The sequence below is a fragment of the Clostridium estertheticum genome (genome assembly GCF_011065935.2).
Classification (GTDB): domain Bacteria; phylum Bacillota; class Clostridia; order Clostridiales; family Clostridiaceae; genus Clostridium_AD; species Clostridium_AD estertheticum_A.
On record NZ_JAAMNH020000001.1, the window covers coordinates 1,729,341 to 1,744,499 of the forward strand.

Consider the following 15,159-nt stretch of genomic DNA (forward strand, 5'->3'; position numbering starts at 1 on the left):
ATACAGGCATACTTGTGTAAAAACAACTGCCTGTATTTTTTTGAATTTTAGATAGTAATTATGAAAATAATTCTATTAATTAATAATAGTAGCCTCATATTTAGAAAGTTATTTTTTCCTGTACTCCGCAAGAAGTAAATCTACCATTGCGCCGTAACTTTTTGTTCCAGAACCTTGGTTTTGAGATTTAAGATAAGTGTCATTAATTTTGTCATTAATTTTTTCTACAGGACCAGAGTATTGCGCCCAAAAATTTTGATTGTACTTGAAGTCGTTAAGTACACCGATGCTACAGGTCAAAATCAATTCACTATATTTTTGACTATCACTTTTTTGTAATGCATTAAATGAATAAGATAATGCAGTGAGTGCCCCGGAATATTGAAAGTTAATATCAGGATGATTTATACAGGCTATATATGCAATATAGTTTGCTTCATCTTCCTTGGCAAATCCTCTTTGATGAGCCATTTCATGAGCAGTAGTAAAGGGCAGAAAGGAATCAGGTTCTGCCATATTAATGTTTGCTTCGTTGGTAAAAGGGAAATAAATGCCTGTAATTCCTGTATAGCACATTGGAATTGAAAGTAATATGCCCTTAGGTGTTCCATAGTTACCTTTTAATTTAGGATATTTTATAGAAGCATTATCATATCCTAAATAAGCAGTTTTCAGGATAACCTTTTGATTATAGGGAAGTTCCATTATTCCATACTGATTTTCCTTTATTTTTGTTCTTAGAGTATTTGAATTATTTATAAGGATTTCACAAAGCTCTCCAAGTTCTTTTGAGGATGACTTACGTATTTCTAATTGGAATACTTTTTCTAGGGGAAGTCTTTGATAATTAAATCCCCACAATAGCTGAAATGAAAAATATATTACCCCCAATGTAGCAAGTACATTTAAAACAAAGTTTTTTAATATACTCAATTTTTTGTTTTTACTCCTGTATAAGATAAAAATTGTTTTTGAAATATACCATACTACGAAAGTAAAAAAAGATACAACTATAAGTTCTGCAAGAGAAAAGGGTAAAAATCCTGTAATTGCACTTAAAATACTAGCAATTATCTTATAAAAAAACGAGGAATAGAAGTTTTCTATAAAGTTTGGAAACATTCTAGACATTTGTAAAAGGATAATACCTAAGGGTAAAAGTAAGATTAAAAATAATCGCTTATCAGATGAAAATCTCTTCAAAAAAACACCCCCCCTATATAATTAATCATACGAAAAGCTCCAAGCGAAATTATACTTGGAGTATTTTTGCATTAGTTTTTTTCTTTTAGTAGGTCTCTAATTTCAGTTAATAGTAATTCCTCATTTGAGGGTTTAATAACAATAACCTCTTCAGCTTTTTTCTTTTTAACAGCGGTTATAGCTTTTATAAATATAAAAAGTGAAAATGCGATTATTAAAAAGTCTATGATTGCTTGAATAAATAATCCGAAGTTAATTGATACCGCTACCCTACCGTATAAAGATATTGGCAATGCCAAACTACTAAAATCAATTCCGCCCATTAATAAACCAAGTAAAGGCATTATAATGTCTTTTACTAAAGAAGCAACTATTTTAGAAAATGCACCACCTATGATAACGGCTATTGCTAAATCCAAAACATTTCCTTTAAGAGCAAATTGTTTAAATTCTTTCAACATATAAGAAACACTTCCTTTCAAATTCTATTTTACCAATTTACAGGTACATAATCAAAGGTATTTTCCGTGAACATTTATAATTTATATCTTATAATTTTCAAATTCTATATTGTATTTATTGAATATTAATGATACTATATACCTATAGGGGGTATGTGAAAAATAGTTAACTTTAAAAGATTGTGAGAAAGCAAGAAAAACATATATAGTTACAAAAAAATATTAAAAAATAAAATTTAAAGGGGAAAAAAATATGAATAATTTATTTGCAATCGTAGCCATTCTTATACTAGCATATATGTTTTATCCTAAAATAATGATTAAGATTAATAAAAATGTAAAGAATGTTTCTGGTGGGGAGGCTGCTTCGGTCATCAAAGATACTAAAGATCTTGTTATTTTAGATGTTAGAACTAAAGGTGAATATCAATCTGGTCATATAAATGGATCTAAATTAATGCCTGTTAATGAAATTGCCTCAAGAATCAGCGAACTTGAGAAATTTCGTGGCAAACCAATTTTAGTTCACTGTGCATCAGGGGGTAGAAGTCCTAAAGCAGTTAGCGTATTATTAAAAAATAATTTTGGCCCAATATATCATATGAACCATGGATTATCAGGTTTTAGTGGAAATTTAAAAAAATAACTCATTATTTTAATTGTAGAGATAAAAGAAGAAAGGAGCACGGTTATGCTCCTTTCTATTTACTGGTGATGGTGTTCGCCATGATGATTACAAGTTACATCTTTATCTTCCAAGGTACCATTAATATATTCCTCAATTACTTTTTTATATTCACCGGATGCGCCCTTTATTACTTTAAGACCATTCTGCTGTAAGCCGCTAATTGCGCCTCCACCAATTCCGCCAGTAATAACAACTGTTGCCCCATGGGATGCAAGTAAGTTTGCTAAGCCTTGATGTTGATGTGCAAGTTCTACTGAAGATATTTCTTCAATGCACACAATTTTTTTATCTTCTATAGTTGCAATTATAAAGCTTTCACTTTTCCCAAAATGTTGATTTACCATATTGCCCTTATTAGGTAGTGCTATTTTCATATTTTTTACCTCCATTTTTATGTTAACTATGTCTATTTTTTATTTTTTTATATTATTAATAATTTTACTTATAATATTTTCAGCTATAGTTGTTAATTCAGGATTTAGTTTATATATGCCTTTGTTAGAAATATTAACAATTTCTCTACACATTGGAATTTCGCCAAGCAAGTCCAAATCATTTTTATTTAAAAATTCCTCTATATTATCTGACTCAAATATTCTTATTTTCTCACTGCAATCTGGACAAATAATATAGCTCATATTCTCTATTAAACCTATTATGTCTATATTAAGCTTTCGAGCCATATTCACTGCTTTACCAACGATCATTGACACTAAATCCTGTGGGGTTGAAACCATAACAATTCCCGTGATTGGTATTGATTGCATTACGGTTAGTGCCACATCTCCTGTGCCAGGAGGCATATCTATAATTAAGTAATCAAGCTCTCCCCAAATAACGTCAGTCCAAAACTGCTTAACAACTCCAGAAACTGCTGGTCCTCTCCAAATAACTGGATCTTCTTCATTTTCCACAAGAAAATTCATTGAAATAACATCAATACCCTCAGTTGTTCTGACAGGCACGATACCGAATTCATTCATTAATGGTTTAACATCTTTAACACCTAGTAGCCTTGGTATACTTGGGCCTGTAATATCAGAATCCATAAGACCAACCTTATACCCTTTCTTATTAAGTTCGTTTGCAATAAGAACAGATATAGTTGATTTACCTACGCCACCTTTACCACTCATGACAGCGATAATATTTTTAACTTTATTTAATGGATTATTTTCTATGCTACAGGTGTCTTTACTATCACACTTAGCATTTGATGGACAACTTTCACAATTAGCCATAAACTATCACCTCGTATTTTTATTTGTCATATGCCATCTATATTATAATGCTAGAATTTATTATTGTCAAATGCCAATAAATAAACGTTCATTTGGAGCGGAAACACATGAAATTATTTTTCATCTATTATCTGCTTATTACATTGCCTACGACAAAAGTTACTTGTTTTATTACAAGTAACTCCTTCAGAACCACAGGAGGGACAAATCTTTCTATCTTCTTCATATTTTATTTCATAAGTGTTTTCACAGGAAATACACTTAAATTGACATACATTTCTTGTATAGTTTCCACCACTTATATTTATTGCTTTTCCTTCTATTAAAGCTATAGCAATCTTTTTTCGTGCACTATCAATTATGTTTTGAAAAGTTTGTCTTGAAACCTGCATTCTTTCAGCACATTGTTCCTGATTTAAGTCTTCAATATCCTTAAGCCTCATGGCTTCAAACTCTTCAACCTTTATAAGTATTTCTTCAATTTCACATTTTCTTCTACCTGCGGGTACAAAGTATGTATATTCCGGTAAGTTTTCTACTCTTCTATTTTTTACTGGTCTTGACATTAATATTCTCCTCAGCTTTCATATGTTTTTTAAATGAGAAATATTCCTTATTGGTGGCATACGCTAATAAAATATTACAACTTATTAACAGTAATGTCAAATTAGAAAAAGCGGTAAAGAATTTATAAAAGTAAACAATATTTCTTTACAATCAAATAAGCTTAAATCTACTAGAAGAAAAAAGAAGCATGGAAACAATATTCCATACTTCTTAAAATATTAAATAAATAGATTTACATTTGAGTCTTCTGCTTGACCTAGGTAATAACCAACTCCACCAATTTTTACTCCATCAATGAGTTCCTCTTGGGTTATTCCCATAACATCCATGGACATTGAACAAGCAACTACCTCTACGCCGCTATCCATGGCAGATTTTATTAAGTCCTCAAGAGAACTTATATTCTTATTTTTCATTACGGAACGAATCATTTTAGCCCCAATTCCCATCATGTTCATTTGGGAAAGTTTAAGCTTTTTACTTCCTCTTGGCATCATAAATCCAAACATGGAATCAACTAATCCTTTTTTTACAGATACTTTTTCAGGTTTTCTTAAGATGTTAAGACCCCAGAAGGTAAATAATATAGTAACTTTACTACCCATTGCAACTGCTCCATTTGCAATAATGAAGGCAGCAATGGCTTTATCTAAATCACCACTAAAAACTACCATGGTTTTATTATTTTTTTCTACAGTATCTGAGTCAATGAATTTATTTACTTTGCTTAAATTATTGTTTTTTTTTATAAAGGCATAAACCATACCTTTTTCTTTTCTTAAATCTAACAGTTCATTATTTGTTTTAGTACACCAAGATTTAATGTCTTCATAAAAGCCGGGATCTGAAGCTGTTACTTTTAATATTTGACCATCATTTAATTCGTCAATACTAGCTTTTACTTGAATTAGTGGTCCTGGGCAGCATAAGCCACAAGCATCTAGGCTTTTATCAAAATTATCAATGCCTTTATCTACTTGGTTCTTTATAACTTGGGTATCAGGATCTAAAATCTGTCTTTTTGATGTTTCACTGTTTTCAACTTTTTTTGGGCTGAAATTTGAAATTGAAACTGATTTATATCCTCCAGTTAAGTTTTTAACCTTAAATCCATTTTGCTGCAAAATTCTTGCAGCTACATATCCCCTTAGACCTACCTGACAATATTCAAGAATTTCCTTGCTTTTATCAAGTTCACCAATTCTTTCTCTTAAACTATCTACAGGGATGTTTATAGCACCTTCTATATGTCCATTGCTAAATTCCATATCAGTACGAACATCAAGTACTATAGCATTTTCTTTATCATAGGCCATAAACTCATCTGTGGTTAATACGTCCATTCTTCCAGCTATTACATTTTCAGCCACAAAACCCGCCATATTTATTGGATCCTTAGCAGAAGAGAAAGGTGGTGCATAAGAAAGTTCTAGCTGCGTTAAATCTGTTACTGTTCCTCCCAGGCGTATAACTGTAGCAAGTACATCTATTCTCTTGTCTACTCCATCATAACCCACGCCTTGAGCTCCTAGTATTTTCCCTTCATCATTAAAAATAAGTTTTAATGTCATAGAAAGAGCACCAGGGTAATAAGATGCATGAGATACAGGATGAACAAATATAACTTTATGAGGAATGTTAAGTCTAGTTAGTGTTCTTTCATTATTACCTGTGCTTGCAGCTGTTAAGCCAAACACCTTAATAATTGAAGTTCCTTGGGTTCCTTTGTAAGTAGTGGCGAGTCCAGCTATATTATCAGCCGCTATTCTACCTTGTTTATTTGCAGGACCAGCTAGTGGTATTGCAGTATTTGTTTTGTTTATAAAATCTACAACTTCAATTGCATCGCCTACTGCATATATACCCTCTGCACTAGTTTCCATTTTATCATTGACTAAGATATGACCTCTAGCACCTGTTTTAATACCAGCTTCTTTTGCAAATCCAGTATCTGGAATTACACCTATAGCCAATATAACCATATCAGAACTTAATTTTTTACCACTATTTAAAACTATTTCCACACTGTCTTCATTATCTTTAAAAGCTTTTACTCCATCATTTAAAATTATTTCCACACCATTATCTGAAACTTCCTTTTCAACGGTTATTACCATATCTGTATCAAAAGGAGCCAATAAGTGAGGAGCTGCTTCTACAATAGTAACACTCAGACCTCTTTCTTTTAAGTTTTCAGCCATTTCCACGCCGACAAAACCTCCACCAATAACTACAGCAGTATTAATACCTTTTTTATCCACATATGCTTTAATGTTATCTGTATCTGGTATATTTCTTAGTGTAAATATTCTTTTACTATTAATACCTTCTATATTAGGCTTGATTGCTTTTGCGCCAGGTGATAAAACTAAATGATCATAGCTTTCTTCATAAGTGCCGCGAGCCTTACTATTAACAGTTACAGTTTTTCTCACAGTGTCAATTCCTACTACATCACTGTTATTTCTTACATCTATATTAAATCTAGCCTTCATACTCTCAGGTGTTTGCACTAAGAGTTTATCTCTATCTTTTATTACTTCGCCAATATAATAAGGTAATCCACAATTTGCAAAAGAAATGTATTCATCTCTTTCAAACATAATTATTTCTGCATTTTCATCTAGTCGTCTAAGTCTTGCTGCGGTTGATGCTCCACCAGCTACTCCACCTACAATTAATACTTTTTTCATCACAATTATTCCCCCTTGTATTCTTTTAATCTATTTATTAACTCAATATTAAAATTGAATTTATTAACTTTATTATTCTTTCATCTCTAATTTTATAGTTAACTTCAAGGCCCTGCCTCTTGCCCTCTATTACACCAGCATATCTTAACTTCTGTAGATGCTGAGATACAGTAGATTGAGGAATCGATAAGCATGTCTGCATATGGCCTACATTGCACTCTCCTTGATCTAATATACTTTTTACTATGCATAACCTAATAGGGTGTGCCAATACTTTTAGAATTTCTGCAATTTCACTATATTTCGCATAATCTGTATCCATAGCTATTCCTCTTTCCTGAATTTTCATCTGAATATTATTTAGCTACATTAGTTTATTATTATATTGTTATATTACGATATAACAATATAATAACACATATAAAATAAAAAGCAATAGAAATACGAAATTTTTTTAAATATTTCTATATGCCATAATATGTTATAATTAATCATGATATCTTTATTGATATTATGATTAATTATAGCAAGGAAGGTAATATATAATGAAAAAATATAAAGTAATATTTCATATAGATGAAATTGGGAAATCAACTTTTGTACTTGGAAACATAAATAATTTAATTGTGGTCTAACTAATTGTTCTAAATTACAATAAGTTGTTAACCGTTTCTTGCAATTTATCTTTGGTTTTTAATAAAATATTTGAGAAATTTTGTTAAAAAACAATAAAAAATATATTGCATTTCACTTTTATATATGTTAATATAAAGCCATACTAACTGTTTAGTAGCAGTTGGTGCTGAGATTAACTAGATAACAACATATCCTCTTTTTAGAATATAATTGTTAATCGGTTGTTAGATCTTAATATTTGGAAAAAGGAGGAATGTTTAAAATGGCAGATAAAACTTTAGTATGTAAAGACTGTTCAAAAGACTTCGTATTCACTGAAGGCGAGCAAGAATTTTACAAAGAAAAAGGATTCGATAATGAACCTCAAAGATGTGTTGATTGCAGAAGAGCAAGAAAACAACAAAACGACAGAGGATTCAGAAGATAGTAAAAAGATTATTATAACCCTATAGGATTAAACCTATAGGGTTTATTTTTTTATAGAAAACCATGAAGATTAAAAAACACGGATAATATTTGAAAGAATATTATCCGTGTTTTTTTTAATCTTTAACTATCTGAATAATAGAATTTTTTCTTATGTTATTGCGTTTTGAATTATTAAAAAACTTAACGATTTCCCACCAGCCAGTAGAAGCAGCACCAAGGATGCAGGCTAATATAGCGGTCTTAAAATTTAGTGCCACAGTTTTAAAAATAGGGTGGGCGGCTGGAATATACACTATGGAAAATAACATTACTAAGGCTAAGCTATTAATGTAAAATCTAGCCTTACTACCTTTTTCCTTGAAAATACTAATTAGATACTTAGTGTTAGATCTATTAACTAAGACTAAAACTACATTTCCAACTATTAGTACCATTAGCGAAAAGGTTCTTGCATAGTCTGCACTGAAACCTGAATCAACCATATAGTGAAAAGGTAAAAATGCTGCTAAAAACATTGTTGCACCCTGCAATATAACTTTTTTTGTTAAACCTCTTGTAAGCAGTGGTTCATCTGGCGAACGTGGGGGCTGATCCATTATATAATCTTCTGCGGGTTCACCTTCAAAAACTATAGAGCAGGTTGGATCCAAAATCAGCTCCAAAAGAACAATATGAACGGGTAGTAATATTTGTGGTAAGTTAAAAATAGGTGAAAATAATGCGAGGGCCATAATAGGAATATGAATTATCATTATATATACCATAGCTTTACGAATGTTATCAAAAACCCTTCTACCATCCTCTATGGAGTGAACTATAGTTGTAAAATTATCGTCCATTAGAATCATATCCGCTGCTTCTTTCGCAACCTCTGTTCCTCTTTTTCCCATTGCAATACCTATATTAGCATTTTTTAGTGCTGGAGCATCATTTACTCCATCTCCAGTCATTGCAACAATTTCGCCATTCTTTTTAAGTGCCTTAACTATCTTCATTTTATGTTCTGGAATTACTCTTGAGAAAATATCACAATGGCTAACGGCTACGCAAAGTTCCTCATCCGTCATAATATCAATTTCATCTCCAGTAATAGCACAATTATTAAAATTAAGACCTATTTCAGTTCCTATGGCCATAGCTGTTTTAGAATAATCTCCTGTTATCATCATTACTCTTACGCCAGCTTTTTTACATACGGCTATTGCATCCTGTACACCATCTTTTGGTGGGTCCTGAAGTCCAATTAATCCCCTAAAACATAAACTATATTGATCTAAATTATCATTAAGGGTATTAGTTATTAAATCTGCCAGTGCAAGAACTCTTAATCCCTTGTTAGCCATAGTATCTATAGTATCTAAAATTTTAATTTCTTCATTTTGGGCTAAATTACATAAGGGTAGTATAGTTTCTGGGGAACCTTTAGCGGCTATATAGTAGGCAGCGTTTTCTTTATAAATATTTGCCATTCTTTTAGTTTTAGAATCAAAAGCAAATTTTTTAGCTAGCTCAAGCTTGTAAAGATCAGTTAAGTCTATTTTATCTTTGCCAGTGTCTACTATAGCTTTTTCCATGGGGTCATAGGGATCTTTTTCACAAGCTAAAACTAAAAGCTTAGCTAAATCTTTATCCTGCATTTTATCAGGGTCTATAAATCCATTGCTATATATAGTTTTTGCCCTCATTATGTTTTGTGTAATTGTTCCTGTTTTATCTACGCAAAGCACTGTGGTAGAACCTAAAGTTTCCACAGCAGGGATTTTTCGAATTAAGGTATTCTTTTTAGCTAGCCTAAAAGCGCCTAGTGATAAGAATATTGTAAGTACCACGGGGAATTCCTCTGGGATAATTGCCATAGCCAAGGTTACACCTGCAAGGATACTCTTGATAAATTCACCAGTATATATATAGGAAAAACCTATTACTATAATACATAGGATAAAACCGGCAATAGCTAGAGTTTTTACTAATTGAGATACCTTTTTTTGAAGAGGAGAAGGTTCTTCCTTTGTTTCACTTATTGCTTTCCCTATTTTCCCATACTCAGTTTCAAAGCCTATTGTCTTTACTCTAGCGGTACATTTTCCAAAATTAGAAAGTGTACCTGCATATAAATAATCCTGTTTCCAATAGTCTTTTGAGGAGTCTACAGTTCCTATTGCTACCTTGTATACAGGCTCACTCTCACCAGTAAGGGAAGATTCATCAACTGAGAAGTTTGATTCCTCAATAACTTCACAATCTGCAGGAATACGGTTTCCCTCGGATAAAAAAATTATATCACAAGGTACAAGCTCTGAGCTTTTGATTACATGTTTTTTGCCATTCCTCATTGCGGTAACATGGGGCGCGGTCAAATCTTTTAGCGCATCCATGGTCTTTTCGGTTTTCCATTCCTGAACGAAGGTTATGGTGGCAACAAAAAGAACAAAGATAAGCATTATACTACCTTCGCGAGGTTCACCTAGTATAAAGTATAAGGTTGCGGCTCCTGCTAATAATAAAAACATAGGCTCTTTGAATACACTTAAAAATTTTAGTATAGGATTAGACTTTTTAATTTTAATAAGTTCATTAAAACCATATTTCTCTCTAAGGACTTTTACCTCTTCATTATTCAAACCTACTAATGATTTATTTTCCATTTATTACACCTCATTATCAATTAATAATTAGTACATTAATTATTATATGCTACAAACGTAGAAATGTTAAGCGATTTTTAAAAATAATTGCAAGAATAAGCATTATCAATTGAGAAATGATTATAGATATTAATGGGAATTAATTGTAAATAATATGCATTAATATATGATAATAATTATTAAATAAATGGAAGATCGAAAAATACTTTACAAAACATGGTTAAAGAAATATAATAAAGTGAGTAATCACTCATTTTATACTATGGTGAAGGGAAGAAGATAAATGGCTAAAGAAAATAAAGAAGAAAAGATATTAGAATCCGCAATAGCGCTGTTTTCAAAAAAAGGATTTAGTGCAACAACTACTAGTGAGATCGCAAAAGATGCAGGGGTAGCTGAGGGGACGGTTTTTAGGTATTATAAAACAAAAAAACATCTTTTAATTAAAGTTATGAGTAAACTTATTGAGGTTATGAGTGAGGAGCTTATAGCAAATCCTGTGGGGAAAATTTTAAAAGATAATACCACTAAAGATGATGCAGATATATTAAAAATGCTACTCATGGACAGACTAGATGTGTTCAATAGATACTGGGATATTATACAGGTTATTATTACTGAAATTCAGTTTCATGAGGATATTAGAGAAAGTTTTTTAAAAAATGTTGTATTTAAAGTTAAGGATGTATTAGGAGAATTTATTGAAAGTGGCATTGCAAAAGGTCGATTTAAAGATTTTGATTCAATATTAGTTAGCAGAGCACTACTCGGAACTTTTATGGCATATATTATTCAAAAGAAAATTATGGGCGAAAATAAACAAGTTGGAAGTAAGCAAGAAGTAGATAAAATAATTGACTTATTCTTAAACGGACTTGCGGTAAATAAAATTTAATAGTAAAAATATAATGCAAAAGGAGAAGTATAATGAAAAAGATAAGTTTGACATTTATGAGTTTATTCCTAGTTTTTATGTTCACGGGATGTAGTACATCTAAAGCAGGAGAGGATAACAGGTATACTGCAACTGTTGAGAGTGATAGCTATAATATTTCTACAGAAGTAGGTGGTGTGATTAGTTCCATAAGTTTAGTGCAAGGACAAGAGCTAAAGCAGGGCGAAAAGACTGCACAGCTTGATACAAAACTATATGAGCTTCAAAAGAAGCAAGCAACTATAGCTTTAAATTCTGCAGTGCTTAAAAAAGACTCCTTGCCGAGCACGGCTACAGATAATATGATAAAACAAGCTGATAATGGAATTGAAGCATCACAAAATGCTGTGGACCTAGCTCAGCTTCAATTAGATAAAACTAATATAAAGAGTGGATTTAACGGCATAGTTACGGAGGTTTTTGTAAACAAAGGCGAAATGGTTGCACCAGGAATGAATATTGCCAAGGTAATAAATAATAGTGAAAAATTTGCTCAAATATATGTTGAAGAGTCCAAAAGACATGAAATTAAATTAGGCGAAGTCTTAGGTATTTATTTTAATGAGAAGGAAATAGGCAGTGGAAAGATAACATTTATTTCACCTGTGTCAGAGTTTACGCCTAAAAATACTGAAACAAAAGCAGGAAAAGAAAAGACTGTGTTTCAAGTTAAGCTTTCAATGACAGATAATAAAAATATTGTGCCAGGAATGATGGTAGACGTAATGCTGAAAGCTGGTGAATAATATGGATATGGCAATAGAGGTAAATAATCTTACAAAAAAATTCGGGAACTTTGCTGCAGTTAATGATATTAGCTTTGAGGTACCGAAGGGGAAAATATTTGGTTTTTTAGGACCAAATGGTTCGGGAAAATCCACTACTATTAGAATGCTCTGTGGGGTTCTAACTCCTAGCTCGGGCAGTGCTAAGGTTCTGGGCTATGATGTTTTTAAAGAGGGAGAAAAAATAAAACAGAATATTGGTTATATGTCTCAAAAATTCAGCTTATATGAAGAATTAACTGTAAATGAAAATCTGGATTTTTACGCAGGAATATATGGTCTAAGTAAAAAAGAAAGAGATGAGAGAAAGAAAGGAATAATAAAAATGGCAGGCCTTGTAGGGCGGGAAAAAACTATGACTAAAAATCTATCAGGTGGATGGAAACAGCGTCTGGCTTTAGGTTGCGCACTAATCCATAAACCAAAGCTATTAGTATTAGATGAGCCTACAGCTGGAGTGGACCCAGTTTCAAGAAGGGTATTTTGGCAAATAATTTATTCCCTTGCAAACCGTGGAATAACAGTGCTGGTTACAACACATTATATGGATGAGGCAGCTAGTTGTGATATGGTAAGCTTTATTTTTAACGGTAAAATTATTGCAAGTGGAACTCCAAAGGAGCTAATTGAAAAAGAAGGGGTAAATAATTTAGAAGATGTTTTTATAAAATATGTTGAAAAAGAGAGCAATGAGAAAATTGAAAGCTCTTTTGAAGATATTAAATTTGCTCTGGGAGAGGAGTAATAGATTATGAATATGCAGAGATTTATTTCAATAATTAAAAAGGAATTTATTCAAATTAAAAGAGATAAGGCTAGTTTTGGAATAGCAATTATGATGCCTATTATGATGATGGTGCTTTTCGGATATGCTGTCACTACAGAGCTGGATAATATATCTACAGCAGTAATAGATCAAAACCATACTAAAGAGAGTAGAGAATTTATAAAGAGTTTTGAAAATACAGGATATTTTAAAATAACTAGTGAAGAAAATAACATAGAAAGTGTTCAGAGCGCCATAGATAGCGGACTGGTTCATGCAGCAATAATAATTCCTCCAGATTATAGCAGTAAAATACTAAAAGGGGAAAAGCCCGCAGTACAATTTCTAATTGATGGCTCAGACCCAACTACAGCTAGAACAGTTTTTAGTAGTGGGGTTTTAACAGGAGAAAGATATGGTGTTAAATTCTGGAGTAAGTCCATGGAGAAGTATCCGAGTAAAGCATCAATAGGAGGAGTAGAGGTTAATACTAGAGTACTCTATAATCCTAGTCTGCGAAATCAAAACTTTGTAATTCCAGGCCTTGTAGGACTAATAATGCAGAATATAACTATATTATTAACAGCCTTTGCCTTAGTTAGAGAGAGGGAGAGAGGAACTATTGAGCAGTTAATGGTTTCGCCAGTGACAGCTCCAGAATTAATACTCGGAAAACTTGTACCATACGTTGTCATTGGGTATTTAGATTTTATTTTTGCACTGTCCTTAGGCGTAGGATGGTTCTCAGTACCTGTTATGGGGAGTTTGCCCCTGTTATTATTTTTAGGCTTAGGATTTGTTATTTGTGCACTAGCTATAGGAATTCTAATATCTACTGCCGCAAAAACACAACTTCAAGCAATGCAGCTTAGTTTCCTAGTTCTACTTCCAAGCATTCTTTTGTCTGGTTTTATTTTCCCAAGAGAATCAATGCCAAAAATAATTCAGTTTTTAGGTAGTATTATACCACTTACTTATTTCTTGAATATTTTAAGAGGCATTATACTCAAGGGAGTAGGAATGGAAGTGATGTATAAGGATGTGTTTATTCTATTTTCTATAGGATTAATTTTATTAACATTAAGCATAGTTCAATTTAGAAAAACATTAGATTAAGAGAAAAATTATAAATCATAAATGAAAGTGCTAATTCACAGAGTTAGCACTTATTCTTTATTATAATAAGAACGCTAATTTTTTTGGCATATATACACTCCTGTAATTATAAGAAGGGCAGTAAAAACCTTTACCGCTGATATACTTTCTTTTAATATAGTTACTGAAAGTATAATAGAAAAAATAGGTACTAAATTAATGAAGATTGAAGTTTTGCTTGGACCTATTTGTTTAATGGAGATTTGCTGAACTAAATATCCTATAACAGATGCAAATATACTCATATATACCACGGCTAAAAATGAGTAGTAGGGAACTTGATTTATAAAGGTCCAAGGCCTTTCATATATAACAAAAGGAATTAAAAAAATGGTACAAAATAAAAAACTATAGAAGGTTAGTATTAGGGGAGAAAATTTATGCAAAACCACCTTACTAAAAACAGAATAGGCAGCCCACAAACAAACAGCTATAAACATTAATAAATCACCTTTGTTTAAGGATAGGGTTTGCATTGTGGATAGGTTTGCATTCGTTATAGTTAAAAAAACACCTGTAAATGATAAAATTATTCCAATAGCTCTTTTAAAGGTTATTTTATCCTTCAAAAATATAATACATAAAATTGCTGTTATTATGGGATTTGTGGCTCCTATTAGTGAAGAATTTATTGCAGTTGTATATTTTAAGGCAGTAAAAAAGAAAACATGATACCCAAACATTCCAACTATACCTGTAAATAAAAATATAGGGATATCTTTTTTAGTTAATTGATAATTGCTTTTGTCTTTAGATTTTAATACAAAATAAAGAATAGTGGTGGCAATAAAGAACCTTAAAAAAGTCAAAGTGAAGGTTGGAATAAAAGGTACGGAAAGTTTTCCAGCAATAAATGCCCCTGACCAAAAGAACGCAGATAAAACCATTAATAAATAAATCTTTCTGTTTGACATAAAACAACTCCTTATTATGAGGATATATGCGACTACTATTTT

Annotated in this window: 15 protein-coding genes; 6 read left to right on the forward strand and 9 right to left on the reverse strand. The window is 31.7% G+C overall.

The window, feature by feature from the left end; translation table 11 throughout:
* Positions 1–108: 108 nt before the first annotated feature.
* A complete protein-coding gene (locus tag G9F72_RS08025) occupies positions 109–1,203 on the reverse strand; it encodes a DUF3810 domain-containing protein (RefSeq protein ID WP_164957814.1) in 1,095 nt (364 codons plus the stop codon).
* A gap of 71 nt (positions 1,204–1,274) precedes the next feature.
* A complete protein-coding gene (gene mscL / locus G9F72_RS08030) occupies positions 1,275–1,664 on the reverse strand; it encodes a large-conductance mechanosensitive channel protein MscL (RefSeq protein WP_164957815.1) in 390 nt (129 codons plus the stop codon).
* A 253-nt stretch (positions 1,665–1,917) separates the two neighbouring features.
* On the opposite strand from mscL, the gene G9F72_RS08035 reads away from it, so the two are divergent.
* Positions 1,918–2,310, forward strand: coding sequence for a rhodanese-like domain-containing protein (locus G9F72_RS08035; protein WP_164957816.1), 393 nt, complete (start codon positions 1,918–1,920; stop codon positions 2,308–2,310).
* Positions 2,311–2,369: 59 nt separating this feature from the next.
* On the opposite strand, the gene G9F72_RS08040 is transcribed toward G9F72_RS08035, so the two are convergent.
* From G9F72_RS08040 to G9F72_RS08060, 5 genes are all read right to left on the reverse strand, one after another.
* Positions 2,370–2,726 carry a NifB/NifX family molybdenum-iron cluster-binding protein gene (locus G9F72_RS08040; RefSeq protein ID WP_164957817.1) on the reverse strand — a complete coding sequence of 119 codons (357 nt, stop codon included), beginning with the start codon at positions 2,724–2,726 and terminating at the stop codon, positions 2,370–2,372.
* 39 nt (positions 2,727–2,765) lie between these two features.
* Positions 2,766–3,593, reverse strand: a complete 828-nt coding sequence (locus G9F72_RS08045; RefSeq protein ID WP_164957818.1) for an Mrp/NBP35 family ATP-binding protein — start codon at positions 3,591–3,593, stop codon at positions 2,766–2,768.
* Positions 3,594–3,706: 113 nt separating this feature from the next.
* Positions 3,707–4,159 (reverse strand): DUF134 domain-containing protein, encoded by a 453-nt coding sequence (locus G9F72_RS08050; RefSeq protein WP_164957819.1) that lies wholly within the window; start codon positions 4,157–4,159, stop codon positions 3,707–3,709.
* A gap of 219 nt (positions 4,160–4,378) precedes the next feature.
* Positions 4,379–6,856 carry a CoA-disulfide reductase gene (locus G9F72_RS08055; RefSeq protein WP_164957820.1) on the reverse strand — a complete coding sequence of 826 codons (2,478 nt, stop codon included), beginning with the start codon at positions 6,854–6,856 and terminating at the stop codon, positions 4,379–4,381.
* Between the two features lie 34 nt (positions 6,857–6,890).
* Positions 6,891–7,175, reverse strand: coding sequence for an ArsR/SmtB family transcription factor (locus tag G9F72_RS08060; protein ID WP_164957821.1), 285 nt, complete (start codon positions 7,173–7,175; stop codon positions 6,891–6,893).
* A gap of 576 nt (positions 7,176–7,751) precedes the next feature.
* On the opposite strand from G9F72_RS08060, the gene G9F72_RS08065 reads away from it, so the two are divergent.
* Positions 7,752–7,916 (forward strand): zinc-ribbon domain-containing protein, encoded by a 165-nt coding sequence (locus G9F72_RS08065; protein ID WP_125002068.1) that lies wholly within the window; start codon positions 7,752–7,754, stop codon positions 7,914–7,916.
* A gap of 115 nt (positions 7,917–8,031) precedes the next feature.
* Here the strand turns inward: G9F72_RS08065 and G9F72_RS08070 are convergent, their stop codons facing one another.
* Positions 8,032–10,563 (reverse strand): cation-translocating P-type ATPase, encoded by a 2,532-nt coding sequence (locus tag G9F72_RS08070; RefSeq protein ID WP_164957822.1) that lies wholly within the window; start codon positions 10,561–10,563, stop codon positions 8,032–8,034.
* Positions 10,564–10,846: 283 nt separating this feature from the next.
* On the opposite strand from G9F72_RS08070, the gene G9F72_RS08075 reads away from it, so the two are divergent.
* Genes G9F72_RS08075 through G9F72_RS08090 form a run of 4 tightly spaced genes read left to right on the forward strand, consistent with a single transcriptional unit; the run spans position 10,847 to position 14,164 of the window.
* On the forward strand, positions 10,847–11,458 hold the full coding sequence (locus tag G9F72_RS08075) for a TetR/AcrR family transcriptional regulator (protein ID WP_164957823.1): 612 nt from the start codon (positions 10,847–10,849) through the stop codon (positions 11,456–11,458).
* A 32-nt stretch (positions 11,459–11,490) separates the two neighbouring features.
* Positions 11,491–12,243 carry an HlyD family secretion protein gene (locus tag G9F72_RS08080; RefSeq protein WP_164957824.1) on the forward strand — a complete coding sequence of 251 codons (753 nt, stop codon included), beginning with the start codon at positions 11,491–11,493 and terminating at the stop codon, positions 12,241–12,243.
* A gap of 1 nt (position 12,244) precedes the next feature.
* Entirely contained in the window at positions 12,245–13,027 is a 783-nt protein-coding gene (locus G9F72_RS08085; protein WP_164957825.1) for an ABC transporter ATP-binding protein, read from the forward strand.
* A gap of 6 nt (positions 13,028–13,033) precedes the next feature.
* The gene (locus G9F72_RS08090) at positions 13,034–14,164 is read left to right on the forward strand and encodes an ABC transporter permease (protein ID WP_164957826.1); all 1,131 of its coding nucleotides are present in this window, start codon (positions 13,034–13,036) and stop codon (positions 14,162–14,164) included.
* A 74-nt stretch (positions 14,165–14,238) separates the two neighbouring features.
* Here the strand turns inward: G9F72_RS08090 and G9F72_RS08095 are convergent, their stop codons facing one another.
* A complete protein-coding gene (locus G9F72_RS08095) occupies positions 14,239–15,117 on the reverse strand; it encodes a DMT family transporter (protein WP_164957827.1) in 879 nt (292 codons plus the stop codon).
* Positions 15,118–15,159: the final 42 nt, after the last annotated feature.

Coding starts and splice junctions, on each gene's coding strand:
- G9F72_RS08050 (WP_164957819.1), bottom strand. CDS start 4,159: ATGTCAAGACCAGTAAAAAATAGAAGAGTAGAAAACTTACCGGAATAT.
- G9F72_RS08045 (WP_164957818.1), bottom strand. CDS start 3,593: ATGGCTAATTGTGAAAGTTGTCCATCAAATGCTAAGTGTGATAGTAAA.
- mscL (WP_164957815.1), bottom strand. CDS start 1,664: ATGTTGAAAGAATTTAAACAATTTGCTCTTAAAGGAAATGTTTTGGAT.
- G9F72_RS08040 (WP_164957817.1), bottom strand. CDS start 2,726: ATGAAAATAGCACTACCTAATAAGGGCAATATGGTAAATCAACATTTT.
- G9F72_RS08035 (WP_164957816.1), top strand. CDS start 1,918: ATGAATAATTTATTTGCAATCGTAGCCATTCTTATACTAGCATATATG.
- G9F72_RS08070 (WP_164957822.1), bottom strand. CDS start 10,563: ATGGAAAATAAATCATTAGTAGGTTTGAATAATGAAGAGGTAAAAGTC.
- G9F72_RS08095 (WP_164957827.1), bottom strand. CDS start 15,117: ATGTCAAACAGAAAGATTTATTTATTAATGGTTTTATCTGCGTTCTTT.
- G9F72_RS08060 (WP_164957821.1), bottom strand. CDS start 7,175: ATGGATACAGATTATGCGAAATATAGTGAAATTGCAGAAATTCTAAAA.
- G9F72_RS08090 (WP_164957826.1), top strand. CDS start 13,034: ATGAATATGCAGAGATTTATTTCAATAATTAAAAAGGAATTTATTCAA.
- G9F72_RS08075 (WP_164957823.1), top strand. CDS start 10,847: ATGGCTAAAGAAAATAAAGAAGAAAAGATATTAGAATCCGCAATAGCG.
- G9F72_RS08085 (WP_164957825.1), top strand. CDS start 12,245: ATGGATATGGCAATAGAGGTAAATAATCTTACAAAAAAATTCGGGAAC.
- G9F72_RS08080 (WP_164957824.1), top strand. CDS start 11,491: ATGAAAAAGATAAGTTTGACATTTATGAGTTTATTCCTAGTTTTTATG.
- G9F72_RS08065 (WP_125002068.1), top strand. CDS start 7,752: ATGGCAGATAAAACTTTAGTATGTAAAGACTGTTCAAAAGACTTCGTA.